Source organism: Leifsonia sp. PARNA 1/14, from assembly GCF_055720965.1.
The window spans coordinates 699609-725824 of record NZ_JBVQSP010000002.1 but is presented as its reverse complement, the minus strand read 5'-3'; the positions used below and the strand labels follow the sequence as shown (position 1 = coordinate 725824).

Below are 26216 nucleotides of genomic sequence, written 5' to 3'. Positions count from 1 at the left end.
TTACTTGTTGCCGTCGGGGTCCATCGCTGCCAGGGCGATGTTCAGCTGCAGGACGTTGACGGTGGGCTCGCCGAGATAGCCGAGATCCCGCTGCTGGGTGTGGCTGTCCACCAGCTTGCGCACCGAGTCGGCGCTGATCCCGCGGGCCTTCGCCACCGCGTCCACCTGCAGCAGGGCGTAGGCGGGCGAGATGTGCGGGTCCAGACCCGACCCCGACGCTGTGACGGCGTCGGCGGGGATCTGGTCGGCGCTCACCCCGTCGGTCTTCTCGATGGTCTGCTTGCGCTCCTTCACCGCCTTGAGCAGGTCGGGGTTGTTCGGGCCGTAGTTGCTGCCGCTGGAGGCGCCGCCGTCGTAGCCGTCGCCGGCCGCGGATGGCCGCGACTGGAACCACTGCGGAAGCGGGTTGCCCTTCTTGTCGGTGAACGACTGCCCGATCAGGGCCGACCCGATCACCTTTCCCTCAGAGCTGACGGTCGAGCCGTTGGACTGGTTCGGGAAGGCGAGCTGGCCGATCCCGGTGATCACCAGCGGGTAGACGACCCCCAGCACCACAGTGAGGATGAGCAGTGCGCGGAGGCCGACCCAGTACTGGCGCCCGGTTCCACGTGCCGAAGCATTCATGATGAGTTCCGTTCCTGGTTTCTTAGAATCCGGGGATCAGGCTGATCAGGAGGTCGATCAGTTTGATGCCGATGAAGGGGGCGATGATGCCACCGAGGCCGTAGATCAGCAGGTTGCTGCGCAGCAGCAGCGAGGCCGAGGTGGCGCGGTAGCGCACGCCGCGCAGTGCGAGCGGGATCAGGATGACGATGATGATCGCGTTGAAGATCACGGCCGACAGGATCGCCGACGACGGCGAGTGCAACTGCATGATGTTGATCGCCTGCAGGCCGGGGAACACTCCGACGAACATCGCCGGGATGATCGCGAAGTACTTGGCCACGTCGTTGGCGATCGAGAACGTCGTCAGGGCGCCACGAGTGATCAGCAGTTGCTTGCCGATGCGCACGATGTCGATGAGCTTCGTCGGGTCGGAGTCGAGGTCGACCATGTTGCCGGCCTCCTTCGCCGCCGACGTGCCCGTGTTCATCGCGACCCCGACATCCGCCTGCGCGAGCGCGGGCGCGTCGTTGGTGCCGTCGCCGGTCATCGCGACCAGGTTGCCGCCCTGCTGCTCCTTGCGGATCAGGGCGAGCTTGTCCTCCGGTGTCGCCTCGGCCAAGAAGTCGTCGACACCCGCCTCGGCCGCGATCGCCTTGGCCGTGACCGGGTTGTCTCCCGTAATCATGACCGTGCGGATGCCCATCCGGCGCATGTCGGCGAACCGCTCGTTCAGGCCGGTCTTGACGATGTCCTTCAGGTAGATGACGCCGAGGATGGTGGCCTCGCCCGACGCCGACTTGGTCGCGACGGCGAGCGGCGTGCCGCCGGCCTCGGAGATGCGCAGCACCTTCTCGTCGAGGTCGCTGAGGATCGAGGACGGCACGGGTGCCGACTCCTCCGCCCACGCCACCACCATCGAGGCGGCGCCCTTGCGGACCTGCGATCCGTCGGCGAAGTCGACGCCGCTCATCCGGGTCTGGGCGGTGAAGGGCACCACCTCGCCGGCCAGGTCGCCCTCGTGCGTGTAGCCGAGCTGGGAGGCCAGCGCCACCACCGAGGAGCCCTCAGGAGTGGGGTCGCTCAGGGAGGCGAGCGCGGCGGCCTTGACCAGGTCGTCCTGCGCCACGCCTGCGACCGCGGTGAACTCCGCAGCCTGCCGGTTGCCGTAGGTGATGGTGCCGGTCTTGTCGAGCAGCAGGGTCGTCACGTCGCCGGCCGCCTCGACCGCTCGTCCCGACACGGCGAGGACGTTGTGCTGCACCAGCCGGTCCATGCCGGCGATGCCGATCGCGGAGAGCAGCGCGCCGATGGTGGTCGGGATGAGGCACACGAGCAGGGCGACGAGCACGGTGACGCTCGGCGCGGCGTTCGCGAAGCCGGCAGTGGGGCCGAGCACCAGCACGACCACGACGAAGATGATCGTCAGCGCGGCCAGGAGGATGTTCAGTGCGATCTCGTTGGGCGTCTTCTGCCGGGCCGCGCCCTCGACGAGCTTGATCATCCGGTCGACGAAGGTCTCGCCGGGCTTGCTCGTGATGCGGACGACGATGCGGTCGGAGAGCACGCGGGTGCCTCCGGTGACGGCGCTGCGGTCGCCTCCGGATTCGCGGACCACCGGGGCGGACTCACCGGTGATGGCCGACTCGTCGACCGAGGCGATGCCCCAGATGATGTCCCCGTCGCCGGGGATCAGCTCACCGGCGGTGACGATCACCACATCGCCGAGTGTGAGATCGGCCGAGGCGACCTGTGTGACCGCAGCTGCGGTCGCCGCCGCGTCGGACTGTGCGTCGTAACCGGTGACCCGGTTCGCCACGGTGGTCGTGCGGGTCTTGCGGAGGCTGGCCGCCTGCGCCTTGCCGCGGCCTTCGGCGACCGACTCGGCCAAGGTGGCGAAGAGCACGGTGAGCCACAGCCAGACGGCGATCGCCCAGGTGAATGCGAGGGTCGTGGCCGACCCTCCGGACTTCTGCGGGCCGAGGAACGGCTCGGCGATCGCCAGGATCGTGGTCAGAGCCGCGCCGATCTCGACGATGAACATGACCGGGTTGTGCCACATGTCGCGCGGGTCGAGCTTGCGGAACGCACCGGGGAGGCCGGCGATGAGCTGCCGGGCGTTGAACGCGCCCTTCGGTGCCCTCTCGCCATGATCCTGGTGGTGCTGCCCGCGAGGATCCACGGTGTTGGTGAGTGTCGACATGATCAGTGCAGCCCTTCCGCCAGGGGACCCAGCGCGAGAACGGGGAAATAGGTGAGTGCGGCGACGATGATGACCACGCCGACGACGAATGCGACGAACAAGGGCCGGTGCGTGGGCAGCGTGCCCGCGGTGGCCGGGACTTTGTCCTGCGCCGCGAGGGAACCGGCCAGTGCCAGGACGAACACGATCGGCAGGAACCGGCCGAGGAACATCGCGGTGCCGAGCGCGGCGTTCAGCCACGGTGTGTTCGCGGTGAGACCTGCGAAGGCCGACCCGTTGTTGTTGGCCGCCGAGGTGAACGCGTACAGCACTTCGGAGAAGCCGTGCTGGCCGGGGTTCCAGATCGAGACCTTCTCGATGTTGTCCTTGATCGCCGGGATCGCGAAGCTCAGGCCGGTGCCCAGCAGCACCAGCGTCGGGGTCATCAGGATGTAGAGGCTGGCGAGCTTGATCTCCCGCGAGCCGATCTTCTTGCCCAGGTACTCGGGAGTGCGGCCGACCATCAGCCCTGCGAGGAACACGGAGATGATCGCGACGACGAGGATGCCGTAAAGGCCGGCGCCGATGCCACCGGGAGCGACCTCGCCGGTCATCATGTTGACCATCGTCATCATCCCGCCCAACGGGGTGTAGCTGTCGTGCATCGAGTTGACCGCACCGGTCGACGTCAGCGTGCTGGTCGTGCCGAACAGGGTCGAGCCGAGGATGCCGAACCGCTGCTCCTTGCCTTCGAGCGCACCGCCCGCGGCTTGGGTGGCCGTGCCGTCGCCCTGCAGCTCGAAGAGGGTCAGAGCGACCAGCGAGACGATGAAGATCGCCGACATCGCGCCGAGGATCGCGTAGCCCTGGCGGTTGTCGCCCACCATCTTCCCGAAGGTGCGGGGAAGGGAGAACGGGATCAGCAGCATCAGGAAGATCTCGACGAGGTTCGTCCACGCCGTCGGGTTCTCGAACGGATGGGCGGAGTTCACGTTGAAGAACCCGCCGCCGTTGTTGCCCAGGAGCTTGATCACCTCCTGCGACGCGACAGGACCGCCCGGAATCGTCGCCGAGCCTCCGGTGAGCGTGGTCACGCTGGTGAACCCGTTGAAGTTCTGCACCACGCCCCCGACGATGAGGATGACGGCGAAGACGATCGAGAGCGGCAGCAGGATGCGCAGCGTCGCCCGGGTCAAATCCACCCAGAAGTTGCCGATCGTGCCCGAGCGGTGGGCGGCGAATCCGCGCACCAGGGTGATGGCGACAGCGATGCCGACGGCCGCCGACAGGAAGTTCTGCACGGCGAGACCGGCGATCTGGACGGTGTATCCGAGGGTCACCTCCGGCGAGTACGACTGCCAGTTCGTGTTCGTCACGAACGAGATCGCCGTGTTGAACGACAGCCCCTCCGGCACCGCAGGCAGACCGAGGGAGTACGGCAGCACCGCCTGTGCCCGCTGCAGCGCGTACACGAGCAGCACGCCGAGCACCGAGAATGCCAGAACACTGCGCAGGTAGACCGGCCAGCTCTGGTCGACCCGCGAGTCGACACCGATGATCCGGTAGAAGCCGCGCTCCACCCCGAGGTCCTTCCTCGACGTGAAGGTCACCGCCATGTAGTCGCCCAGTGGGCGATACGAGAGCGCGAGCAGCAGGACGAGCGTGGCGAGCATCGCCACGAACAGCCAGAACGTCACTAGAACTTCTCCGGCTTCAGAAGGGCGTACACGAGGTACGCGATCGAAGCGACGGCCAGTGCCGCCGCGAGCAGGTCGAAGAAGATCACAGCTTCTCCACCCCTCGGCCGACCAGGGCGACGATCGCGCCCAGCGCGATGATCCCCACGACGCAAATCAGGTCCAACACGGGAATGTCTCCATCCGGATTTCCGCGCCTGACCACTCGACGAGACGCGGGGTCCCGGCACTCTGCCGGAACCACTGACTCATATAAGTGGACGGAGACGGCCCGGAACCGCGTCCTAACGGGATCCCTACGTCTCCGGCCCGAGTCCTAACGGTTTCCCGCTGAGCGGTCGCGTCGAGAATGCCGGATCCGGACCGGACCCGGCGCGCTGGCTGGCCGCAAGGCGGGCGTACGCGAACCGTTGGTTTCGGCCCGCTCCCCGTCGGAGTTCCGTTAGGAGAGCACCGACGCCCCCGTCGGCGGCGTAGAACCGTCGCTTGTGAACATCCTTCATTCAGCAGGTGTCGCATGACCCTGACGCATCTCATCCCTTCGCTGCGCGCCTCGATGCCGAACCCGCTCGGGCGCGATCTCTGGCCCGAGTTCACCACCACCTCCGTCTCCGACGTCACGGTCGCCGGTGTCTCCCTGACGCGCCTGGCCGAATGGTGCGAGACACCGTGTGTCCACACCGCGGCCGCGGTCATCCCCGGCACCGGCGGAATGCCCTCCGCCACCGAGGTCGCCTCCGTCATCGTCACTCGCGTGACTCAGGTCGCCACGGCGGCGGACGGCGCGATCGACGTGTGGATCGACGCCCGCGTCACCGACTCACCGGTCGCCATCGACGAGCTGCGGATGATCGGACGGGTCTCCACCTCCTGCGACTCCCGGGCGCGTATCCACCCGGCGGGCGAGACGGCAGCGCCTCTGCTCGTCGATGAGCTCGTGTCCGATCTGCGCGTCGGCGATCTGCTCGCCGTGCCGTGCCGCGGCGCCGCCCTGCTGCGCCAGGTCGACCCGGATCGCCGCCATCTCCACGACGACACCGTGCCGGATCCGTGGACGCCGGCCGGGTGCGGGCGATGAGCCTCGTGCGGCGTCTGCTCGATCGACGCGCCCTGTGGGGCACCCTCGACGTGTCCCCTGCGAGCCGGGGCATCTGGCAGCGGGTGCGCCTGACGGTGTATCCGCCCGGCATCACCCACGGCCAGCGTCGCCTGCTCCGCCTGAGCCACGCCTGGCCGGTCGGAGGAGCGATACTCTGCCTGTTCGCGCTCGTCTTCCTCAGCGACGAAGGCCCGGTGCTCAGCCTGGCAACCGTGCTGACCGCTTACGTCGCCGGTTTCCTCGTCACAGCACGCCTCACCCGTGACCTGCGCGAACGGTGCCGGGTGGTGACGGTCGCCTCCGAGTACGTCGGAGGCGAGGTGCGGGAGTTCGGCAACGTCCACCTCCTTCGATCGGCTGCAGCCCGGCTCGAGGATCTGGATGCGCGGCGCAGGTCGGGTGCCGTCGATCCGGTGACCTACGAGGCGGAGTGGGCCGAGATCTACGACGCGTTGCCGAGCCAGGCCGCGCGCCCGCTCGAACGGCGCTGACGGGACCGCCGCTCGGACACCGGCGTCGCAGCGACCCGGCATGGCCCGCAGTGAGACCAGGGGTGTCCACGGGTCTCACCGACAACCTCACCGGGCCACGCTCGGGCTAGCGAAGGCGGGACCGACCGACGCGGAATACCTGCACGAGCGCCTGCCCCGCAGCCGGGTAGAGCTGATCGAAGAATTGGAACAAGACCATGAACATGACCCATTCCCGCCGACTGCGAGGTATCGCCGCGTGCGCGGCCCTCGCTCTCGGGGTGACGGCGGGCATCGCCACCGTGAGCGCGCCCGCCAGCGCACACACCGTGTCGGCGAACCCGATCGTGCGCGTCGACGGCGGCGCCGCCCGCGGCTTCACGAACGGCGGCGTCAATACGTTCGAGGGGCTGCCGTACGCAGCGCCGCCCACGGGCGACCTACGCTGGCGCCCCCCGCAAGCGCCGACAGGATGGAACGGGCTCCGGGACGCGACCCAGTTCGCACCGAGCTGCCCGCAGTCACCAGTCGGCAACGCGTTATTCCCGCCCGGCGTGCTGAGCGAAGACTGCCTCTACCTGAACGTCTACGCCCCCGCCGCCGCGGCCACCTCATGGTCGAAGCTCCCGGTGATCGTGTGGATCCATGGCGGAGGGCTGACCCAGGACGCCGCACGGAACTACGACGGAACGAAGCTCGCCGCATCCGGTGCCGTCGTCGTGACGATCAACTACCGGCTCGGCGCCCTCGGCTTCCTCGCGAACGCCTCTCTCGCCTCGCGCGGCGGCGCTGCCGGCAACTACGGTCTTATGGACCAGCAGGCGGCGCTGCGCTGGGTTCAACACAACATCGGAGCCTTCGGTGGCGACGCGCGTAATGTGACGATCGCGGGCCAGTCCGCCGGCGGTCTCTCGGTGCTGGCGCAACTCGTATCGACAACCGCTCGTGGTCTGTTCCAGCGAGCGATCGTGCAGAGCGGCGCCTTCGCTCTGACGCAGAAGTCGCTGGCGACGGCGGAGGCCGAGGGCAATGCCTTCGCCGCGAAGGTCGGCTGCACGAGCAACGTGGCCGCGTGCCTGCGCGCCGCGCCCGTGAGCGCCCTGGTGAACAACTTCGGCGTGGAGATCCCCGGCGTTGTCGACGGCGCTGTGCTCACGGAGACCATCGGCTCCGCCCTGGCCCACCAGCGCTTCACGCGGGTACCGGTCATGAACGGCATCACCCACGACGAAGAAGTGCTCTTCACCGACGGACTCGGTATCGCTGTCGCCGGAGGGGGGAACGTCCTCGTTCCCGCGCAGCCGCGGGACCCGGCCAACTACCTGCAGAACATCCAGGGGGTCCTTGGCGTCTCCGCCGCTCGCGCAGCGGCGATTGCCGGGGAGTATCCGCTCAGCGCGTACCCCTCCCCCGATGTGGCGTTCAGTCTGCTCGTGTCCGACTCGGAGTTCGCCTGCCCAGCACTGCAGGTCGACAGATGGACGTCGACACGGGTGCCGACTTACGCCTACCAGTTCAACGAGGACACCGCTCTGATCCCGGGGCTGCCGGCGCTGGCGACGCACGGGTCCGAGCTGCCTTACCTGTTCGATCTGCCGAACGGGCACTTCGCTGGGCTCGACCCGAGCCAGCAGGGACTCGCCTCGACCATGCGTGCGGCGTGGACCCGGTTCGCCGCTGCCGGCTTCCCGTCGACCAGGGCGCTGTTCTGGCCTCCGTACAACTTCACCGGACTCCAGGTCTCGCTGACGACGCCCCGATCGACCATCGACCCGCATGCGTACACCGAGCACCACTGCGCATTCTGGGCGGCAGGCTGACCGCCGCGTCGCGGCATGCATCCGACCGAAGCGAGCACGGGCGATACCGGGAGGCATCGCCCGTGCTCGCTCTGAGGCGGCCCGAACACCGAGGACCTGCAGCGTCGCCGTCGGAGACGCTGCGAATTCCAAAGCGGTGCGTAAACGGTGAGTTTGGCCAATAACCATTGAGCGGGTAGTCTGGGCCGCAGCCCTACTTCCCAGTGTTTATCTGGGATTCCGGGCCGCGCGAGTGTAGTTCAATGGCAGAACTTCAGCTTCCCAAGCTGATAGCGCGGGTTCGATTCCCGTCACTCGCTCCGTTGTTCGACCTGCCTGGCGCCGGTAATTGTCGAGTCCGCGAATTCTTGTCGCTGTTCGCGAGACATGTCGCAGTTCGCGCAATCTGTCGCATCTTCAGAGCTCGAAGTACGTGTTAACCACGATGCTGTTTTCGCGTTTTGTTGGCATATTTCAACGAAGTTGGCATATTTTAGCCACATTTGGCCTATGTGAGTCCATCCCTGCTTCCAGGATGCTGAGGCTACCGCCAGTATTCGTCGCCTCAAGTGCGGAGATGATCGAAGGCTTGTCAAGCGATTGGAAGATGAGGGACGGCATATCCGAACACTATTTGCTCGGCGTGGACTCTGACTCTTGGCGCGTCTTGACTTTCAATATCGTCTGGTCTGCCTGGACAGCAATGGAACTCTTGGCAGCTGTCCGGCCTACCGAAGGAGATAGGCATGACGCATCTAGTTGCACGGTCCAGGACGCGCTCCAGGACCTGGTGGGCGATCGTTGTCGCAGTTGTCGTAGCGACGCTGGCGATACCAACAGTTTCGGCACCGACGCCAGCGAAAGCGGCGGGCTCCAATTTGCTGACAAACCCCGGGTTTGAGCAAGGCACTCGGCAAGCCCTCGGTCCGACCATCTGAATGCGGCGCGCGGGTTCGGACGCCCGCGGGATCCTGCCGGCGTGACAGGCTGATCGTGTGTTGATAGACGCTTTCGCGGCGAGGCTCGCGCGCTTGACGAGCTGGGACGCGGGAACCTCCTACGCCCTTGCCGCGCGCGAAGTGGCAGATCAGGTCCTGCGGTCGCTAGAACCATCGTTGGCGTTCATTGAGTCGCTCTACGCGCCCGGGGAAGCGGGCTTGGTGCTGGCGGCCGAGGATGTCGACCCGCGAACCGTCGACGCGCGGGCAGCAGAGCGTCTTCCCGCGGATTGGTGGAAACCGTGGTCCGACGTGGACGAAGAACCGGTTCACGATCTGTGGATTTCGGCCGGTCGAACACCACCCTCACCTCCGTCTTCCGACTCGTTCCAGTCGATCGGATCGGAACGCTGGGGAGGGAAACCATCGGGCGGGTTCTTTACATCGCCTGCGAGTTCCAGTTTCCCAGGGATGTGGTTTGCATACCTGTTAGACAACACCGCTGAGCATCCCCGCCCCTGGCATGCATGGTCAGTTGGCCCAAGTTCCGAAAACACACTGGCTATTCGTTCGGCCACAGATTGGTGCGCCTTCGCTGACCGTTATCGCGCCGATCATGCCGGCCACGTCGATTGGCGGGCGGTCAGCGAGGACTACGCGCGCGTCCACCTGACTCGTTCAGCTGTCTTCTGCATCGACGGGTTCGCCTTTGCTTACCGGGGCCGAGCGATCGCACCGAGCTGGTGGACGTGTGAGACAACCGCCTGGCTAACGTGGGACGTAACCGAGACCGCCGACTACATCCTGCCGGAAAGTTGAGGCGGGCACGACCGTGTTAGCTCGATCGTGCCCACTCTCGCCTACTTTCCAGCGGAGACAGTGAAGGTCACCGCTCCGGGCGAACTGGATGGCGCCGTGCCGGCAGCGAGCGTCGCACCGCAGAGAACCCCGGTGTTAGGGCTATAGATCGTGCCGGTTCTCTGAGCGACCCACAATCCTTGAGTCGACCCCGAGAGCCGGCAGCCGGGCTATCTTCCGCGGCGCACCTTCGGATCTTGGAGCGGAATGGAGTCGCCTCAACGACAGGCAACTAGTTCGCGTCGCGGGCGCGATGCTCAACGCCTGGATGTCCGGGCGAACCCTTGTCGAAATGGAACAATTGGGCGTTGACCTTGGGCTCATTCGTCGCACCAGCGCAAAATGCGAGTTAGCTCGCAAGTTCGCGCTTCGGGTAGTCCCGGATCTCGCGTACCTCTTCGGTTTGCCGTGGCTGATAGTCCGCGGTCGCGGGCTTCAGGAAACACCGGCGTTCGAGTTGCTCGCAGACCTCCCGAATGCGGTCGAGCTCGGAGTTGATACTTTCGCCAAGCTCCAATACATCAATGAATCAGTGCTTCGAACGAGGATGGGCGCCCATCGCGACGTCCAGTAAAAAATCACGACAACTAGGGCGTACTAGCGTCATCTATCTGCGAACTCGACAGTAATGTCCGGACCCGTCGAGCAGTTCCATCCGCCCCCTCCGTGTCAGGATGGGACCGGTGCCGCCGGTAGTGCCGGCGGTCGAGGCGAACCGTCCGGAGGACGGAGGACGGCGGGGCACGTGGGAGTCCGCGGACGAGACCGGCGGCCACACGGGTGGGCCCGGAGGCTGATCGCGGGCGCGGTCGCTACGGCCGCGTGTGCACTCGTCATCGCCGGCGGAGCCGCGAGCGCGACAGCGTCCACCGGCCAGAGACCCGTCACCGCCGTCGCCCCTACCGGCGTCGACGACTTCACGTTCGCGAGCTTCGACGGCGACTACAGCCTGGGTCGCGACGCCGCGGGGCGCTCGACGCTCACCACGGTTGAGACGCTCGTAGCGCGGTTCCCCGAGACCGACCAGAATCACGGCATCCGGCGCGAGCTCGTCGAGGACTATGACGGCCACCCCACCGACCTGCGGGTTGTGTCGGTCACCGACGAGAAGGGCACCCCGCGTCCGTACACGAGCGAGTCCGATAGCGGGATCCTGTCGCTGACGATCGCGGCGAACGACTTCGTGCACGGCGACCAGACCTACGTGATCACCTACCGGCAGACCAATGTCACGCGCTACTTCGGTGACACGGACAACGACGAGTTCTACTGGGACGCCAACGGCACCGAGTGGGCGCAGCCCTTCGACCGCGTCACCGCCGCCGTGCACCTCGGGCCGGGGCTGGCCGACGCACTGCAGGGGGAGGCCTCCGCCTACCGGGGTGTGCAGGGCTCCACCGCCAAGGCGACCGTCGAGCGCACCGGCGACGGGTACCGCTTCAGCGCAGACCGTCTCGGGCCGCATGAGAACCTCACGTTCGCGATCGGCTTCGCCCCCGGCACGTTCACCCCGCGCGCCGACGGGCTGTTCGACACGCGCTGGGGATACGCGGCCGTCGCCGGCTTCCTCTTCGTCTTTCTGGCGCTGGTCGGCGCGATCATCGTGAACCTGCGCCTACTCCGCGACGCTCCCGGGCGCGGCACGATCATCCCCGAGTACGTCCCGCCGAAGGAGGGACTGCTGCTCGCGGCCGACGTCGCCGGGCTCACGAAGAAGGCGGTGCCGGCGCAGGCGCTCGACCTCGCGGTGTCGGGCCGCCTACGGGTGCTGGAGGCTGCGAAGGGCTTCTTCGGCCGCTCCTCCTACACGCTCGAGTTCGTCTCGACGGAGGCGACGGGCCGGCAGGCGCTGCGCGACCCGCACCCGACCGACGTCGAACTGCGGTTCCTGCAGGCTCTGTTCGGCGACCCGCTGGCGCCCGGAGACACCCTCGAACTCGGCTCGTCCAACTCTCGCGTCGCGCGCGCCATCCAGTCGCTGCTGAAGCGGGTGCACAAGGACACGACGACGCTCGGCACTCGAACGGCCGGGCCGCGCAGCCCGATCCGGGCGCTCTTCTTCACCGCCCTCGGCGCGACCGTGCTGGCCGTCGTCGGCGCGATTCTCTGCATCGTCGGGGTGTTCGGAGGCGGATGGCCGTTCGGGATCCTGTTCGGCTCCGTCGTGCTCTTCGTCGTCACCGCCGTCCTCCTGTCGCGCTCGCCCCTGACCAGCACGGGCACGACGCTCCGGGAGTACGTGGACGGGCTGCGCATGTACGTCGAGCTCGCCGAGGCCGACCGCATCCGCTACCTGCAGTCGCCGCAGGGCGCCGAGCGCGTGCCGGTCGCCGTCGGCGATCCGCGCGAGATGCTCGACCTCAACGAACGCCTGCTTCCCTGGGCCGTGCTGTTCGGCGAGGAGAAGAAGTGGCTGGCCGAGCTCGGGAGGTTCTACGAGCAGACCGGCCAGACGCCGGGCTGGTACGCCGGCCAGACCGCGTTCAACGCAGCGGTGCTCTCGCAGATGGTCAGCGGGATCTCCTCCAGCACCACGATGGCGAGCAGTTCGTCGTTCGGCGGCACGGGAGGCGGCGGGTTCTCTGGTGGCGGAGGCGGCGGTGGAGGAGGAGGCGGCGTCTAGAGCCGCCCGTCCGCGGATCCCGTGCTCCACCTTTCGAGCTTTTCGGGGTTCGCGACGACCCAGATGTCTGTCGCGTCGCCGACGACCCCGGCGAGCACGGCGACGACGACCACCCTCCCCGATCGGCTCCCGACCAGTCCTGGACCGCCGTTCACCGAACGCAGCTCCCAGCACAGCGCGGCGGCCTCCGCGGGCGCCACCCGGCCGTCGAGCACCGCGCACCACCTCCGCGCCTCGTCACCGCTGTCGATGACGACGCGGGGACGCGGCCCGATGACACGGATCAACAGCTCGACGTCGTTCGCCCGGAGGGCCCGCAGGACCTCCGCGGCGAGACGACGGTCGGGCTCAGGCCGCCCCCGCTCGTTCAGCGCTCTCCTCATCGGTCCGGTCCCTCTCCGCGCCCGCGCCGATCCGCCCGAGCGGGGCCGGTTCGAGCCGGTCTTCGAAGTAGGCCCGCGAGAGGCGGGCTCGAAGGCGGTCCCAGGTGCGGATCCTCCCGGTCTCGTCCGGCCGCACGACGACCGATGGCACGGTTCGCGGGCCGCCGAGCTGCACGCGCTCCTCCACCGGCACGGGCGCGTGGATCTCGACGTACTCGCCGCCGGGCAGGCGGACGATCCGCCCGGTCTCGTAGCCGTGGAGCAGCAGCCCCCTGTCCTTCTTCTGCAGCGCGAGGCAGACCCGCCGGGTGAGGAAGAACGCCGCCACCGGACCGAGCACCAGCAACGCCTGGAACGCGTGCACCACGGACTCCAGGCCGATGCTGAAATGCGTCGCCAGCAGGTCGGCGCTACCCGCGCCCCACAGTGCGCCGTAGAACACGATGCCGGCGACGCCGAGCGCGGTGCGGGTCGGCTCGTTGCGCGGTCGGTCGAGCAGCGCGTCGTCCTTGCCGGGGCCGCGCACCCACTGCTCGAAGAACGGATAGACCGCGACGGCGAGGAGGAAGACGCCCACGACCGCGAGGGGCACCAGGATCGCGAGCGTCCAGGTGCGGCCCAGCCACACGACCTCCCACCCCGGCGGCACCAGCCGCAGCGCGCCGTCGAGGAAGCCCGTGTACCAGTCGGGCTGGCTGCCGGCCGACGCATCGCCGGGCGACGACGGGCCGAACAGCCACACCGGCGCGACCGTGACCGTCGCCGCCACCAGCACGAGGAGTCCGGTGACGATCGCGAACAGGCCTCCGGCCCGCACAGCCGCGTTCGGGTACGCGGGCACGCCGACCTCGCCCGGGTAGCGCGTCGGCTCCTGACGGGAGGCCAGCCGGGCACGCAGCCAGAGCAGCCCGATCAGGAGGGCGGGGACCACGGCGATGTGCACGGGGTAGAGGTTCTCGATGATCCGCCCGGGGAACTCGCCCCCGAAGAGCAGCCACGACAGCCAGGTGCCCACGACGGGGATGCCCAGCAGGATGCCCTGGAAGATCCGCAGACCCGTGCCGGAGAGCATGTCGTCCGGGAGGGCGTAGCCGCTCCAGCCTCCCGCCAGCGAGACGATCAGCAGGCCGAACAGCACCAGCCACGAGCCGCGGCGGCGGCGGAAGGCTCCGGTGAAGAAGGCGACCGCGAGCTGCATCATGATCGCGGCGGGCAGCAGGAGGGCGGCCCAGTGATGCGCCTGCCGCACGAGCAGGCCGCCGGGGATGTCGAACGAGGTGTGCAGGATCGAGACGTAGGCGGCCGAGGCCTCCTGGCCGACGAGCGGGGCGTACGAGCCCTCGTAGGTGACGCGCTGGCTCGAGGGCGCGTACCAGAACATCAGCAGGAGGCCGGTGACGAACAGCACGACGACGCACGCGAGGGCGACGACGCCGAACAGGTTCGACCAGTGCAGCGAGACGCGGCGGCCGGCGAGCTCGGCGCGGCCGGCGGCGAGCCGGCGCCCGGCCCCGGACTCGCGGGCCGCGCGGGCGACCGACTCGGTGAGCGACCGGCGTGGCCGGCGATCGGCGGGCATCAGGCACCTCCCTCGCGCGAACCGGCGCCGACGAGCTCAGCGCCGACCGGCACCGCCCCGCTGACGAACGCGCGACGCGGATGCTGCACCGACAGCAGCGACACGATGTCCCGGCCGAAGACGACCGCGCTCGCCCAGACGAGCAGCACCCGCACCTTGCGCTCCCAGGTGGGGATCGCGAGCACGTGGTACCCGCGGTGCATCACCCAGGCGAGGAACCCGGTGATCACCAGCCCACGCCATTGGAAGATGCCCTTGCCGAGGCCCAGGGTGGCGACGACGCCGAGGCTGTGGTGGACGTAGTCGCGCGGGCGCTCCCCGCGGAGGTCGGCGACGATGTTCTTCGCGAGCAGCCTCCCCTGCCGCACGGCGTGCTGGGCGTTCGGCACCGTGAGGGCGCCGTCGGCCGCGACCGCGAGATCGGGGACCGCCGCGTCGTCCCCGGCCGCCCACGCGTCCGGCACCGGGGCGTCGGGCGTGCCGACCCGGAGGTCGGGCCGCACGACGATGGACCCGCGCGGCGTCAGCGGCAGGTCGGTGTGGTTGGCGACGACGGGGTTCGCCCCGTTGCCCGCCGTCCAGACGATCGTGTGCGAGTCGAACTCCTCGCCGGTCGACAGGACGATATGGCCGCCCTCCGCCGACAGCAGCTGCGCCCCGAGATGGATGCGCGCGCCGCGCTCGACGAGCGAGCGCACGACCCACGCGCCGGGGCGATCGGTGACCTCGGGGAGGATGCGGTCGCGCGCCTCCACCAGGTGGAAGGACAGGTCGGAGAACCGCAGCTCGGGATACGACTTCAGCAGCGCGGTCGCCAGCGACAGCAGCTCGGCGAACCCCTCCACGCCCGAGAAGCCGCCGCCGACGAACGTGACGGTGAGCAGTCGCGAGCGCTCGGGTCCCACTGGGAGCAGGGCCGCCCGGTCGAAGGCGTCGAGCAGGCGGTCGCGGATGGCGACGGCCTCCTCGACGTGCTTCATGCCGATGGCGTTCTCGGCGATGCCGGGGATGGGGAAGGTGCGGGTGACGGCGCCCGCCGTCACGACGAGGGTGTCGTACGGGAGGGCGAACTCGTCGCCGTCCACCGGCACCACGGTCACCGAACGGGCCGCGTGGTCGATGCGGGCCACCCGCCCGTGGATGAGCCGCGAACGGCGGAGGTGGCTGCGCAGCGAGATCGCCGCGTGACGCGCCTCGATGGAGCCGGCAGCGACCTCCGGCAGGAACGGCTGATAGGTCATGTACGGCCGCGGATCGACCACCACGATCTCCGCCTCCTCGGCACGGAGTCTCTTCTCCAGGCCCCAGGCCGTGTAGAACCCGGCGTACCCGCCGCCCACGATGAGGATCCGACGCATTACGAACCTCCTGTCCTCACCAGCTATGACCGGACAGGGGGTCGTTCTGTGACATCTACGCTGCGGTGACGTGCTCCAGCTTGTTCGGGTTGAGGACCCAGTAGAGGCGGTGGATGCCGGCGTCGTCGAAGTCGGCCGTGACGTAGGCGAAGACGTCGCCGTCGCGGGTGGCCACGATCGCCGGCTCGCCGTTGAGCTCGGTCACGTGCATGTCCGATCCCTCCCAGAACCGCGAGGCGAACGCGTGGATGTACTTGGCCACCGTGACCGCGCCGACGACGGGGATGCGCGTCGCGCGCACGACGCCGCCGCCGTCGGACAGCGAGACGACGTCGTCGGCGAACAGCTTCTCGAGCGCCGCCATGTCGCCCTGCTCGGCCGCCGCCATGAACGCCGTCAGGAGGCGCATCCGCTCACCGTCCGCTACGGCTCGGGACTTCCGCTCGGCCGCGAGGTGCTTGCGCGCCCTGCTGACGAGCTGCCGGGCGGACTGCTCGCTCGTCTCCACGATCCGGGCGATCTCGGCGTACGGATAGTCGAACGCCTCGCGCAGCACGTAGGCCGCACGCTCGGCGGGCGACAGCTTCTCGAGCAGCACGAGCACGGCGAAGCTCAGGGCTTCGCCGCGCTCGGCGCCGAGGGTGGGGTCCTGGGAGGTGTCGACGGGCTCCGGGAGCCAGGGCCCGATGTAGGTCTCGCGCTGCGCCCGGGCGGAGGTCGCCGCGTTCATCGCGAGGCGTGTCGTGGCGGTGGCCAGGAACGCGGCCGGCTCGCGCACGGTCGAGCGGTCGTAGGCCTGCCAGCGCAGCCAGGTGTCCTGCACGATGTCTTCGGCGTCCGCGACGGTGCCGAGCATCCGGTAGGCGATGCCGAACAGCCGCGGACGGACCTCGGCGAAGGTCGCGACAGCGGAGGCGAGATCGTCGCGGCGGTCCGCCTCGCTCGGTTCGTCGGCCGTGGCATCGGGTTGCGACATGGCTTCGATGCTAGCGGCGAATCCAGTCCTCGAGGGAGGTCGCGCCACGCAGCTGCGCGGCCGCCTTCGGGTCGTGCCCGGGGACGAGCGACTCGTCGGTCACGGTCCCGCCGAAGTAGCCGACCGACTCGTCCACGATGATCTCGCGGGTGTCGCCGCGGCTGTCGAGGATGGCCTTCGCCGCCTCGGCGAGGCGCAGCGGCTCCGGTCCCGCGAGCTCCACGAACGCATCGGCGGGCTCGGCGACGGCGACGGCGGCGAGCGCCTGCGACACGTCGGCGGCGGCGATCGGCTGCATGAGCACCGGAGACAGCGTGATGATGTCACCGGCCGCGCCGCCTTCCGCGAGAGCCGGGAGGAACTCGAAGAACTGCGTCGCGCGCACGATCGAGTACGGCACCCCGCTGCCCTTCACGATGTCCTCCTGCCGCACCTTGGCCCGCATGTAGCCGATGTCGGGCATCCGGTCGGCGCCCACGATCGACAGCACGACGTGGTGGCCGACCCCCGCGCGCTTCTCGGCCTCGACGAGCGTGCCGGTGCTGCGTTCGAAGAACTCCAGCACCGGGCCGTCGTCGAACGATGGGGAGTTGGGCACATCGACGACCACGTCGGCGCCGGCGAGCGCCGCGTCGACGCCTACCCCGGTCACGGTGTCGACGCCGGTCGACGGGGAGGCCGGGACGACCTCGTGGCCGGCCTGGCGGAGTTGCTCGACGAGCGGGCGACCGATCAGGCCGGTTCCGCCGATGACGACGATCTTCATGCGTTTCCCTTCGTTGGAGCGGCGCGGTCGCGCCTCACCAGCTACGACAGATGACGCCGGCCGAGTGTGACCGATTCGCGCGAAACGGTCGCGACGGGCGCCGGCCGCGGGTTGCGGATGCCCGCTGCGGACACGGCCGCTCCCGTGAACAGGGCGAGCGCTGCGCCGAAGACGAGGGTGTGGAAGCCCTCCACCTGGAGGGTCGCCCCGCCAACCGACCCGGCGAGGGCGACCGCGATCAGGCCGGCGACGCGCGAAACGGCGTTGTTCACCGCAGAGGCGATCCCCGCCCGGCCGGAGTCGACCGCGCCGAGAACCGTGGCGGTCAAGGGCGCGACGGTGATCGCCATCCCGAGCCCGAACGCGCAGACCGCGGGGAGCACCTCGGTGAGGAAGTCGGCCTGCGGGGTGATCCGCAGCATCAGCAGGAAGCCGACCCCTGCGACGGCCGGACCGACCGCCATCAGCAGCCGCGGGCCGACCTTGCCGCTCAACCGCCCGAACACCGCGGCGAGCGCGATCAGCAGGATGCTGGAGGGCATCATCGCGAAGCCGGCCGCCGTGGCGCTGTAGCCGGCGCCCTGCTGCAGGAACAGCGCCAGCGCGAAAGTGCCGACCGCGACGCCGCCGTAGATGAACGCCGTCGCCACGTTGCCCACCGAGAAGTCGCGCTCGCGGAAGATCGCGAGAGGCAGCATCGGGGAGGCCACCCGTCGCTCCCAGAGCACGAACACGATGAGGCACGAGGCGCCGAGCGCCATCGCGCCCCAGATCACCGGCGACCCCCAGCCGAACCTCCCGCTCTCGATGAGCGCGAAGACGGGGAGGCCGAGGCCGGCGACGCCGAGCAGGGCGCCGGCCCAGTCCACCCGGGCGCCTGCGGCTCGCGCGGCGTCGGCCGGCAGCGCGCGCACGAGCACGAGCGCCACGGCGATCGGCAGGAGGTTGATCGCGAAGACCCAGCGCCACGACAGCGTGTCGACCAGCACGCCGCCGATGACCGGGCCGGCGATGCTCGCGAGGCTCGTGATCGCGGTCCAGACACCGATGGCGCGGGCCTGCGCTGCGCCCCGGAACGTGCTCAGGATGAGCGCGAGCGAGCTCGGCACCAGGAGCGCCCCGGCGACGCCCTGCACGCCGCGGGCCAGGACCAGCACCTCCACGGTGGGCGCGGCGGCGCACGCGATCGACGCGATGCCGAAACCCAGGAGCCCCCAGAGCAGCACGCGCCTGCGGCCGTACAGGTCGGAGAGCGAGCCCGCGAGCAGGATGACCGACCCGAGGGTCAGCAGGTACGCGTCGACGACCCACTGCTGCCCGGCCAGGCCGCCGCCGAGCTCACGACCGATCGCGGGCAGCGCCACGTTCACCACGCTGCCGTCGAGGAAGGCGATGAACGTGGCCAGCACGGCGACGGCGAGAACGGTGCGCTGCAGCGCGGTAGTGCGGGTGGACATGCTTCTTCTCCGATCGTGCGGGCTCGTCCCGACTCCTGCTCTGACCGGCCGGCCCTCCCGGATGTGACGGATACCGCGCAGGCCGTCACAGTTCTACGATGTGGGCTGTCCGAGCTGTCGACGCGTCCGGTCGAGCCGCGAGGTAAGAGCGGGAGCACTGGGTTTCAGGCGGTCCCTCCCCTGGGGGCAGCGCCAAGCAGACCACGGCTGGTCCCACCCGCCACCGGACGCGTCGGTTCACACGGGCGCGCGGGCGTCCTCGCTCACTCCACGAGCTTGCCCGCCGCCGTCACCTCGTGCATGCGCTCGGCGATCTCGTCCGGGATCGACGGGATCGGCTCGGCCTCCACCTGGCCTGGGCCCGACCAGACGAAGTTGACGCGGAGGGCCGGATCGAGCGCCGGGAAGTCCGCTCGGTTGTGCGCGCCGCGCGTCTCCCGGCGGGCGAGCGCTCCGTCGATCGTGGCGCGTGCCGCGAGCAGGCTCGCCCGCAGGTCGAACGCGTGGGCGACGTCCGCGAAGCCCGCGATGTCTGGGTGGACACCGATGCCGGCCTCCCGTTCGGCGACCGCGGCGAGGGCAGCGAGCCCCGCGCGCAGTCCGGCCTCGTCGCGCACCACGCCGGCATGCGCGGTCATGGTGTCGCGCACCGCGCGCTGCAGCACCCGCACGTTCTCCTCGCCGTCGGCCGCCAGGACGGCGTCCAGCTCCTCCCGGGCCTCGGCCAGCGCTCGCGGGGAACGACCCACACGGTGCAGTCCCGTCGAGTGCCGGTACGCGGCCTCGCCGACGAGGCGCCCGTAGACCAGCAGCTCGATGAGCGAGTTGCCGCCGAGCCGGTTGGCGCCGTGCAGCCCGCTGGAGGCCTCCCCGATCGCGTACAGCCCTTCCACGTCGGTGCTGTGGTCCTCCGGCCGCACCCAGACGCCGCCCATCGAGTAGTGCGCAGTGGGCGCGATCTCGATCGGGTCGCGGGTGATGTCGACCATCTGCAGCTCGAGGAGGGTGTGGTAGACCCGCGGGAGCCGCGTCATGATCGTCTCGCGCGGGAGGTGCGACACGTCGAGCCACACGCCTCCCCGTGGCGTGCCACGGCCCTCGGCGATCTCCGTGTACGCGGCGAGCGCCACCCGGTCTCGCGTCGACAGCTCCATCCGTTCCGGGTCGTAGCGCGACATGAAGCGCTCGCCGAGCGCGTTCCGGAGGATCCCGCCTTCGCCGCGGGCGGCCTCCGACACGAGAGTGCCGGCGGCGTCGGCCGGCTCGAGCAGCCCGGACGGGTGGAACTGGACGAGCTCGGCGTCGCGGATGCGCGCGCCGGCGTCGAACGCGAGCCGCCAGGAGTCGCCGGTGTTCTCGTCGCGGCGGGAGGACGAACTGCGCCAGACGCGATTGTGGCCTCCCGCGGCGAGGATGACCGCGTCCGCGAGGAAGACGTACCGCTCCCCGGTCTCGATGTCGAAACCGTAGGCGCCGAACACCACGTTCTCGTCGGTGAGCACCCGTGTGATGTAGACCGAGTCCATGATGCGCACCCCGGAGCGGTCGGCCTCCCGCAGCAGGGTGCGCTGGAGCTCGAGGCCGGTGTAGTCGCCGGCGAAGGCCGTGCGCCGGTAGGTGTGCGCGCCGAAGAACCGCTGCGAGATCCTGCCGTCGCCCTCGCGGGCGAAGTTCATTCCGTAGCGCTCGAGGTCCTCGATGCCGCGGCGCGCCTCGCGGGTCACGATCTCGACGGTCCGCGGGTCGCCCAGGAGGTAGCCCTCCTTGAGCGTGTCGGCCGCGTGCTGCTGCCAGGAGTCCTCGGGATCCATGGTCGCCAGCGCCGCGTTGATCCCGCCGGCAGCGAGGGAGGTGTGGGCGTCCGCCCGGGGCCGCTTGCCGACGACGAGCACGTCGCCTCCCCGCTGGGCCACCTCGATCGCGGCCCGCAATCCCGAACCTCCCGAGCCGATCACCAGGACCGACGTCGAGATCCTGCGCTCGTGCTTCGTACTGCCGTTCATCGGGTCTTACCTCTTCCTCTGTGCTCGCGTTCGTTCTGCTCGAGTCCGCTCACGCGTAGACGCTGTTCCAGTGCCGGCGCCCCACGGGGTGCAGGCGCACCCAGACCACCGAGACGAGCCGACCGGTGAAGTCGACGGCGACGGAGGCGATCGGGGCTCCGGCGCGGCTGATGATCAAGCCTGCCTGGCTGTTGACCGACCGCTCGTCGACCAGCACGCCGTCGGCCCGGGCGAAGCCGTGTTCGAGCACCACCGTCGCGTTCGCGACACCCTGGATCACCCGGACGCCCGAGGCGTCGCCGCTCCCGGAGTCCACGACGACCGAAACGGTCGGCGCCAGCATCGCGCGCAGCCGCTCCCTGTCTCCGGTCTCGGCCGCCATGTGCAACCGGTGCACCGCGCGGTAGTGGAGCGGCCGCGCGAGCCACTCCCAGGCGGCCCAGCCGAATCGTCCGAGAGCCGGGCCGATCGTCCGCCGTCTCGTCCCCTGTGCGATCGCGGTCATCCGATTGCCTCCATCCGGTCAGTGGTGTTTCGTCACCTACTGAGACCGATCGGCGTGAGGTTTTGTGACCTCCCTGTCACGAAATGCGTGGCGCGCCGGTCACAGCTTGCGTACGTCGCGCTCTCGCGCACAAGACAGGAGAGGGAACAGCATGTCCAGAATCGTCGTCATCGGAGGCACGGGCCTGATCGGGTCCAAGGTCGTCCGCAAACTCACCAAGCACGGCCACGACGCCGTCGCGGCCTCGCCGAACTCAGGGGTCGACACCATCACGGGCACCGGCCTCGACGAGGCGCTCACCGGCGCCTCCACGGTGCTCGACGTCTCGAACTCGCCGTCGTTCGCCGACGACGACGTGATGGCGTTCTTCACCACGGCGACCACCAACATCATCGCCGCGGCGAGGAAGGCGGGCGTCGGCCACTACGTCGCCCTGTCCGTCGTGGGCGCCGAGCGGATGACCGACAGCGGCTACATGCGGGCGAAGGTCGCGCAGGAGAAGCTGATCACGGGCAGCGGGATCCCGTACTCGCTGGTCCACGCCACTCAGTTCTTCGAGTTCGTGACCAGCATCGCCGCGTCGGCGACCGTCGGTGACGAGGTCCACCTGTCGCACGCGCAGATCCGCCCGATGGCCGCGGAGGACGTCGCGACCACGGTCGCGCGGGTCACGGCCGGCGCACCCCTGAACGCGACCGTGGAGGTCGCCGGACCCGAGCAGTTCGGGCTCGACGACCTGATCCGCACCGGCCTGGCCTTCCGCGGCGACCCGCGCATGGTCGTCGCCGATCCCGACGCGCTCTACTTCGGGCAGCGACTCACCGACGACATGCTGCTGCCGAGGCCGGACGCGACGATCGTCGAGACCCGCTTCGCGGACTGGCTGCCCGACAACCCGCCGCCGGCGACCCGCTAGGGTCCCGCCCCGCTAGGGTCACGCCCCGCTAGGGTGAAGGGGCCCAACTGATCGGGAGGTCGTCGAGTGAGCGGACTGCGCATCCTGGCGCTCGACATCGACGGCACCCTGATCGGCTCGGACAAGCGCATCTCGGGCTTCACGGCGTCCGAGATCCGCCGGGTCGCCGAGACGGAGGGCGTCCACGTCATCCTCGTGACCGCGCGCGGCCCGCAGTCCACGGCGCTGATCGAGGAGCAGGTCGGCGTCCGGTCGTCGTACGCCACCTACGGAGGGGCGCTCGTCTGGGCGCGGGAGGCCGACGGCGGCTTCACGACGCTGTCCGAGACCCCGATCGACGACGAGGCGACCGCGCGGTTCCTCGAGCTCGCCGCGGCGGCGGACGTCCACATCGGCGTCTACACGCGCGACGACTGGTTCGTGAACCGGCTGGACTACTGGGGCCTCCGGGAGGCCAGGAACACCTCGGTGTGGCCGTCCGCGGTCGGCGCCGACGGCGTGCGGGCGGGCGCGCTCCCATCCCGCGCCGTCTTCAAGGTGATGTTCCGCGGCGACGGCGCGGCGCTCGACGCTCTCGAGGGCCCGCTGCGCGAGGTGGGAGCCGACGCGTTCATCCACCGCGTGCCGCACGTCATCGAGATCATCTCCTCCCACGCAGTCAAGCTTCCGGCGGTCACCGCACTGGCGAGGCATCTCGGCCATGAGCTCCGCGACGTCATCGCCTTCGGCGACAGTCTCTCCGACCTGGAGCTGCTCGAGAACGCCGGCGTCGGGGTCCTGATGGCGAACGCGTCGAAGGGTCTCGACGCGAGCCCGAGGATCGAGCGCACCCTCTCCAACGACGAGGACGGCATCGGCGTGATGCTGCGCAAGCACTTCCCGACGACAGCCCCGTTCCGGACATAGTCGGACACCGCACGCGCCGTTCCTTCCAGACGGATAGTAAAGTTCTCCCGAGCTACGACGGAAGGTGTTCTGGTGGCACGACGCACAGGGGGCACGGCGACGACGAGCACGCTCGCACGCGTCAACCAGACCGCCATCATCGAGGCGCTCCGTGCCTCCGGGCCGCTGTCGCGGCAGCAGCTCGGCGCGATGACGGGGCTCGCCCCCGCGACCATCAACCGGCTCACCGCCACTCTCGTCGACGAGGGCCTCGTCGTCGCCGCCGGGCAGGAGCCCTCGCGCGGCGGCCGGCCTTCCGTGCTGCTGCGCTACGCGGGCAGCTCGCGCCTGGTCGCGGCGATCCAGCTGCGGGCCGACGTCGTGACGGGCATCCTCGTCGACTTCGACGGCACCGTCGCCTTCCGCCGCACCATCGACCTCGGGCCCCGGGCGGGCAAAGAGGCTCCGGAGGCCGACCGGCTCGCCGACCAGCAGGCTCAGCTGGATCGGGTGTTCGGACTCTTCGACGAGCTGATCTCCACCGCCGACTCGCTCGGCACACCCTGTCTGGCCGCGGGCATCGCCGTGCCCGGCGTCGTGCAGCAGCCCGACGGCGTCGTCGGCACGATGCCGGAGTTCGGCTGGACCGGCGTGCCGTTCGGCACCCTGCTGCGCGAGCGGACCTCCGTGCCGATCGTGGTCGAGAACGACGCGAACGCCCTTGCCTTCGGCGAGTTGCACGCGGGCACGGGCAAGGGCCTCTCGAGCCTCGTCGCCATCTTCCTCGAGAACGGCCTCGGCGCCGGGATCATCACCAACGGCGAGCTGTACCGCGGGGCACGGGCGGAGGCCGGCGAGATCGGCTACCTGCTGATGGAGCGCTCCTCGCTGGAGCGGTCGTACGACGAGCACGGCGACCTCGAAGACCGCATCGGTTCGCTCGCGCTGACCCGGCGCGCGGTGGCGCGCGGCATGGCGCTGCCGGCCTCCGGCACCCTCACCGCCGAGGACGTCTTCGAGCTCGCCCGCACCGGTGACACCGACGCCAGGGAGATGGCCGACGAGATCCTCGACATGGTCGCGATCGCGGTGGCCGCGCTCGTCATCGTGCTCGACCCGGAGCTGGTCGTGTTCGGCAGCAGCTTCGCCGGCGACGACGCGACGGTGATCCCCGAGATCGAGCAGCGGCTCCGCGGCCGGATCATCCGGGTGCCGCGCGTGGCGGCGGCCACCCATCGCGAGGACGGCGTCCTGCTGGGCATCGCCGAACTGGCCGCGGCCGAAGTGAACGGGTTCGCGTACATCGACTTCTGACCGCGGCTCTTGACAGACGGCGGGTGCGGCTTCTAGTGTCATTCCAACTTCTTCTCACTCCGATCAGAAAGAAGTAATCGACCCGATCGGATGAAGTTCCTGGCAATGGCGACAAGGAGCGACGGGTGATCGTTGGAATCGACATCGGCGGCACGAAGACGCACGTCCGCGCCGAATCCGACGGCGTCACGCTCCTCGACAGCTCCGTGCCCACGGCCGAGTGGCAAGTGGACGGCCGGCTGGACTCGCGGGCCAGCGTCACGCGTCTGCTGGCACTCTTCAGCGGCCTCCCCGGGGCCGACGAGGCCGCTCTGGCCGTCGGCGCGCACGGACTCGACAGCGACGCGCAGGCCCTCGCCTTCCAGTCGGCGCTCGAGGACGCCCGTCCCGGACGCACCTGGACCGTCAACGACGTCGAGCTCCTCGGACCGGCCGCCGGCTTCGACGAGGCCATCGCCGTCATCGCCGGCACCGGCTCCAAGGTCGTCGGACGGCGCGCCGACGGCAGCCCGGTGACCGCGGGAGGCTACGGCTACATCCTCAACGACCCGGGCAGCGCGCCCGCGCTCGTCCGCGACGCCGTCCGCTCGCTCTTCGACGCCGTCGACGAGCGGGAGCGACTCGACCAGCTCGCCGACGCGCTGTTCTCCCACTTCGCCGTCGACGACGTCGTCGGCCTGTCGAACGCCCTGACCGTCCACCCACGGATCACGCGCTGGGGAGCAGCAGCACCGCTCGTCTTCGCCGCCGCCGACGCGGGCAGCCCGCGTGCGGCGCGGGTCATCGACCAGGCGGCCGACGAGCTCGCCCGCAGCGTTCAGCTCGTCCACCGGCACGGAGCCGTCGGCGAGCACGTGGTCTGCGCGGGCGGCGTCATCACCCACCAGCCCCGCCTGCTGCGGGCGTTCCGTGAGCGCCTGCGCGCCCGCGGACTCGGACACGCCGTCCACCTGCTCGCCGCGCCCCCTGTGGAGGGCGCGCTGGCGATGGCCCGGCGACTCTCGGAGGCGGCCGACGCTGTCCCCTTCGCACCATCAACACCATCACGGAGGAAGCCATGAGAATCACATCCCCTCGGCGACGTCGAACGCTCGCCGGCGTCGGGCTCGCGGCCGTGGCCGCGCTCGCCCTCAGCGCCTGCAGCGTGACGGGAGCCAGTTCCGGCGGCGGCAGCCAAGGCGACGGCACCGGAACGATCAACGCACTGTTCATGAAGCAGGCGGGCTATTCGGAGTCCGACGTCAACGCGATGATCAAGGACTTCGAGGCGAAGAACCCGAAGATCACGGTCAAGCCGACGTTCGTCGCGTACGAGGCGCTGCACGACAAGATCGTCACCTCGGCGCCCGCCGGCACCTACGACGTCGTCCACCTCGACGTGATCTGGCCGGCGGAGTTCGCCTCCAAGGGAATCATCACCGACGTGACGAAGAACTTCCCATCGAGCTGGAAGTCGGACATGCTCGGCGGCGCGCTCAGCAGCGCCGAGTACAAGGGCAAGTACTACGGCGTGCCGTGGGGCCCCTCCACGAAGCTGTTCTTCTACAACAAGGACATGCTCGCCAAGGTCGGCGCCGGACCTGACGACGTGAAGACCTGGGACGGCGTACTCGCCGTCGCGAAGAAGCTCAAGGACGCCGGGGTCGTGCAGTACCCCATCGCGTGGAGCTGGTCGCAGGCCGAGGCCCTCGTCTGCGACTACGCCGAGCTGCTCGGCGCCTTCGGAGGCCAGTTCACCGACTCGAGCGGCAAGCTCGACATCAACAAGGGCGCCGGAGTCCAGGCCCTGGAGTTCATGAAGAAGT

At 69.5% G+C, this 26216-nt stretch carries 22 protein-coding genes and 1 tRNA gene; 11 read left to right on the top strand and 12 right to left on the bottom strand.

The window, feature by feature from the left end; all coding sequences use genetic code 11:
• The 4 genes from kdpC to kdpF are packed head-to-tail and all read right to left on the bottom strand — an operon-like array spanning position 1 to position 4571.
• Entirely contained in the window at positions 1-624 is a 624-nt protein-coding gene (gene kdpC / locus AC0HS0_RS08585) for a K(+)-transporting ATPase subunit C (RefSeq protein ID WP_472963171.1), read from the bottom strand.
• Positions 625-646: 22 nt separating this feature from the next.
• A complete protein-coding gene (gene kdpB / locus AC0HS0_RS08580; RefSeq protein WP_472963168.1) occupies positions 647-2806 on the bottom strand; it encodes a potassium-transporting ATPase subunit KdpB in 2160 nt (719 codons plus the stop codon).
• A gap of 2 nt (positions 2807-2808) precedes the next feature.
• Complete coding sequence (kdpA, locus tag AC0HS0_RS08575; RefSeq protein WP_472963553.1) at positions 2809-4458, bottom strand: potassium-transporting ATPase subunit KdpA; 1650 nt, start codon at positions 4456-4458, stop codon at positions 2809-2811.
• 23 nt (positions 4459-4481) lie between these two features.
• The gene (kdpF, locus tag AC0HS0_RS08570; protein WP_440743354.1) at positions 4482-4571 is read right to left on the bottom strand and encodes a K(+)-transporting ATPase subunit F; all 90 of its coding nucleotides are present in this window, start codon (positions 4569-4571) and stop codon (positions 4482-4484) included.
• 428 nt (positions 4572-4999) lie between these two features.
• Here kdpF and AC0HS0_RS08565 point away from each other — a divergent pair, with 428 nt between their 5' ends.
• The 6 genes from AC0HS0_RS08565 to AC0HS0_RS08540 all read left to right on the top strand — a co-directional run bounded on the left by AC0HS0_RS08565 (position 5000) and on the right by AC0HS0_RS08540 (position 12269).
• On the top strand, positions 5000-5560 hold the full coding sequence (locus AC0HS0_RS08565) for a hypothetical protein (RefSeq protein ID WP_472963165.1): 561 nt from the start codon (positions 5000-5002) through the stop codon (positions 5558-5560).
• Positions 5557-6072 (top strand): DUF6611 family protein, encoded by a 516-nt coding sequence (locus AC0HS0_RS08560; RefSeq protein ID WP_472963163.1) that lies wholly within the window; start codon positions 5557-5559, stop codon positions 6070-6072. The genes AC0HS0_RS08565 and AC0HS0_RS08560 overlap by 4 nt, the downstream gene beginning before the upstream one ends.
• Before the next feature lie 203 nt (positions 6073-6275).
• Positions 6276-7871: a carboxylesterase/lipase family protein gene (locus AC0HS0_RS08555; RefSeq protein WP_472963161.1), complete on the top strand. Its 1596-nt coding sequence runs from the start codon at positions 6276-6278 to the stop codon at positions 7869-7871.
• 228 nt (positions 7872-8099) lie between these two features.
• Positions 8100-8170 (top strand) — tRNA-Gly (locus AC0HS0_RS08550).
• Between the two features lie 711 nt (positions 8171-8881).
• Complete coding sequence (locus AC0HS0_RS08545; protein WP_472963160.1) at positions 8882-9607, top strand: hypothetical protein; 726 nt, start codon at positions 8882-8884, stop codon at positions 9605-9607.
• Positions 9608-10391: 784 nt separating this feature from the next.
• Entirely contained in the window at positions 10392-12269 is a 1878-nt protein-coding gene (locus AC0HS0_RS08540) for a DUF2207 domain-containing protein (RefSeq protein ID WP_472963158.1), read from the top strand.
• On the opposite strand, the gene AC0HS0_RS08535 is transcribed toward AC0HS0_RS08540, so the two are convergent.
• The 8 genes from AC0HS0_RS08535 to AC0HS0_RS08500 form a co-directional block, all read right to left on the bottom strand.
• A complete protein-coding gene (locus AC0HS0_RS08535) occupies positions 12266-12652 on the bottom strand; it encodes a hypothetical protein (RefSeq protein ID WP_472963155.1) in 387 nt (128 codons plus the stop codon). The two genes, AC0HS0_RS08540 and AC0HS0_RS08535, sit on opposite strands and share 4 nt — an antisense overlap.
• Entirely contained in the window at positions 12618-14231 is a 1614-nt protein-coding gene (gene qcrB / locus AC0HS0_RS08530) for a cytochrome bc1 complex cytochrome b subunit (RefSeq protein ID WP_472963153.1), read from the bottom strand. The genes AC0HS0_RS08535 and qcrB overlap by 35 nt, the downstream gene beginning before the upstream one ends.
• Entirely contained in the window at positions 14231-15589 is a 1359-nt protein-coding gene (locus tag AC0HS0_RS08525; RefSeq protein ID WP_472963151.1) for an NAD(P)/FAD-dependent oxidoreductase, read from the bottom strand. Before AC0HS0_RS08525 ends, qcrB begins: the two co-directional genes overlap by 1 nt.
• A gap of 55 nt (positions 15590-15644) precedes the next feature.
• Positions 15645-16565, bottom strand: coding sequence for an RNA polymerase sigma-70 factor (locus AC0HS0_RS08520; protein ID WP_472963148.1), 921 nt, complete (start codon positions 16563-16565; stop codon positions 15645-15647).
• A gap of 10 nt (positions 16566-16575) precedes the next feature.
• Positions 16576-17331 (bottom strand): SDR family oxidoreductase, encoded by a 756-nt coding sequence (locus AC0HS0_RS08515; protein WP_472963145.1) that lies wholly within the window; start codon positions 17329-17331, stop codon positions 16576-16578.
• 41 nt (positions 17332-17372) lie between these two features.
• Entirely contained in the window at positions 17373-18788 is a 1416-nt protein-coding gene (locus AC0HS0_RS08510; RefSeq protein WP_472963142.1) for a DHA2 family efflux MFS transporter permease subunit, read from the bottom strand.
• A 263-nt stretch (positions 18789-19051) separates the two neighbouring features.
• Complete coding sequence (locus AC0HS0_RS08505) at positions 19052-20791, bottom strand: FAD-dependent oxidoreductase (protein ID WP_472963139.1); 1740 nt, start codon at positions 20789-20791, stop codon at positions 19052-19054.
• A 49-nt stretch (positions 20792-20840) separates the two neighbouring features.
• Positions 20841-21296: a sigma-70 family RNA polymerase sigma factor family protein gene (locus AC0HS0_RS08500; protein ID WP_472963137.1), complete on the bottom strand. Its 456-nt coding sequence runs from the start codon at positions 21294-21296 to the stop codon at positions 20841-20843.
• Between the two features lie 151 nt (positions 21297-21447).
• Here AC0HS0_RS08500 and AC0HS0_RS08495 point away from each other — a divergent pair, with 151 nt between their 5' ends.
• From AC0HS0_RS08495 to AC0HS0_RS08475, 5 genes are all read left to right on the top strand, one after another.
• A complete protein-coding gene (locus AC0HS0_RS08495; RefSeq protein WP_472963136.1) occupies positions 21448-22212 on the top strand; it encodes an SDR family oxidoreductase in 765 nt (254 codons plus the stop codon).
• A gap of 66 nt (positions 22213-22278) precedes the next feature.
• Positions 22279-23118, top strand: coding sequence for an HAD-IIB family hydrolase (locus AC0HS0_RS08490; protein WP_472963134.1), 840 nt, complete (start codon positions 22279-22281; stop codon positions 23116-23118).
• A gap of 72 nt (positions 23119-23190) precedes the next feature.
• Positions 23191-24411 (top strand): ROK family protein, encoded by a 1221-nt coding sequence (locus tag AC0HS0_RS08485; RefSeq protein WP_472963132.1) that lies wholly within the window; start codon positions 23191-23193, stop codon positions 24409-24411.
• A 125-nt stretch (positions 24412-24536) separates the two neighbouring features.
• On the top strand, positions 24537-25472 hold the full coding sequence (locus AC0HS0_RS08480; RefSeq protein ID WP_472963129.1) for a BadF/BadG/BcrA/BcrD ATPase family protein: 936 nt from the start codon (positions 24537-24539) through the stop codon (positions 25470-25472).
• Positions 25469-26216, top strand: a 748-nt coding sequence (locus AC0HS0_RS08475; protein WP_472963128.1) for an extracellular solute-binding protein, incomplete at its 3' end; no start/stop codon positions are given. The genes AC0HS0_RS08480 and AC0HS0_RS08475, both read left to right, overlap by 4 nt.

Excerpts from the sequence above, each read along its gene's own strand:
- kdpC (WP_472963171.1), bottom strand. The coding sequence starts at position 624 with ATGAATGCTTCGGCACGTGGAACCGGGCGCCAGTACTGGGTCGGCCTC.
- kdpB (WP_472963168.1), bottom strand. The coding sequence starts at position 2,806 with ATGTCGACACTCACCAACACCGTGGATCCTCGCGGGCAGCACCACCAG.
- kdpA (WP_472963553.1), bottom strand. The coding sequence starts at position 4,458 with ATGCTCGCCACGCTCGTCCTGCTGCTCGCGCTCTCGTATCGCCCACTG.
- AC0HS0_RS08565 (WP_472963165.1), top strand. The coding sequence starts at position 5,000 with ATGACCCTGACGCATCTCATCCCTTCGCTGCGCGCCTCGATGCCGAAC.
- AC0HS0_RS08560 (WP_472963163.1), top strand. The coding sequence starts at position 5,557 with ATGAGCCTCGTGCGGCGTCTGCTCGATCGACGCGCCCTGTGGGGCACC.
- AC0HS0_RS08555 (WP_472963161.1), top strand. The coding sequence starts at position 6,276 with ATGACCCATTCCCGCCGACTGCGAGGTATCGCCGCGTGCGCGGCCCTC.
- AC0HS0_RS08535 (WP_472963155.1), bottom strand. The coding sequence starts at position 12,652 with ATGAGGAGAGCGCTGAACGAGCGGGGGCGGCCTGAGCCCGACCGTCGT.
- qcrB (WP_472963153.1), bottom strand. The coding sequence starts at position 14,231 with ATGCCCGCCGATCGCCGGCCACGCCGGTCGCTCACCGAGTCGGTCGCC.
- AC0HS0_RS08525 (WP_472963151.1), bottom strand. The coding sequence starts at position 15,589 with ATGCGTCGGATCCTCATCGTGGGCGGCGGGTACGCCGGGTTCTACACG.
- AC0HS0_RS08520 (WP_472963148.1), bottom strand. The coding sequence starts at position 16,565 with ATGTCGCAACCCGATGCCACGGCCGACGAACCGAGCGAGGCGGACCGC.
- AC0HS0_RS08515 (WP_472963145.1), bottom strand. The coding sequence starts at position 17,331 with ATGAAGATCGTCGTCATCGGCGGAACCGGCCTGATCGGTCGCCCGCTC.
- AC0HS0_RS08510 (WP_472963142.1), bottom strand. The coding sequence starts at position 18,788 with ATGTCCACCCGCACTACCGCGCTGCAGCGCACCGTTCTCGCCGTCGCC.
- AC0HS0_RS08505 (WP_472963139.1), bottom strand. The coding sequence starts at position 20,791 with ATGAACGGCAGTACGAAGCACGAGCGCAGGATCTCGACGTCGGTCCTG.
- AC0HS0_RS08500 (WP_472963137.1), bottom strand. The coding sequence starts at position 21,296 with ATGACCGCGATCGCACAGGGGACGAGACGGCGGACGATCGGCCCGGCT.
- AC0HS0_RS08495 (WP_472963136.1), top strand. The coding sequence starts at position 21,448 with ATGTCCAGAATCGTCGTCATCGGAGGCACGGGCCTGATCGGGTCCAAG.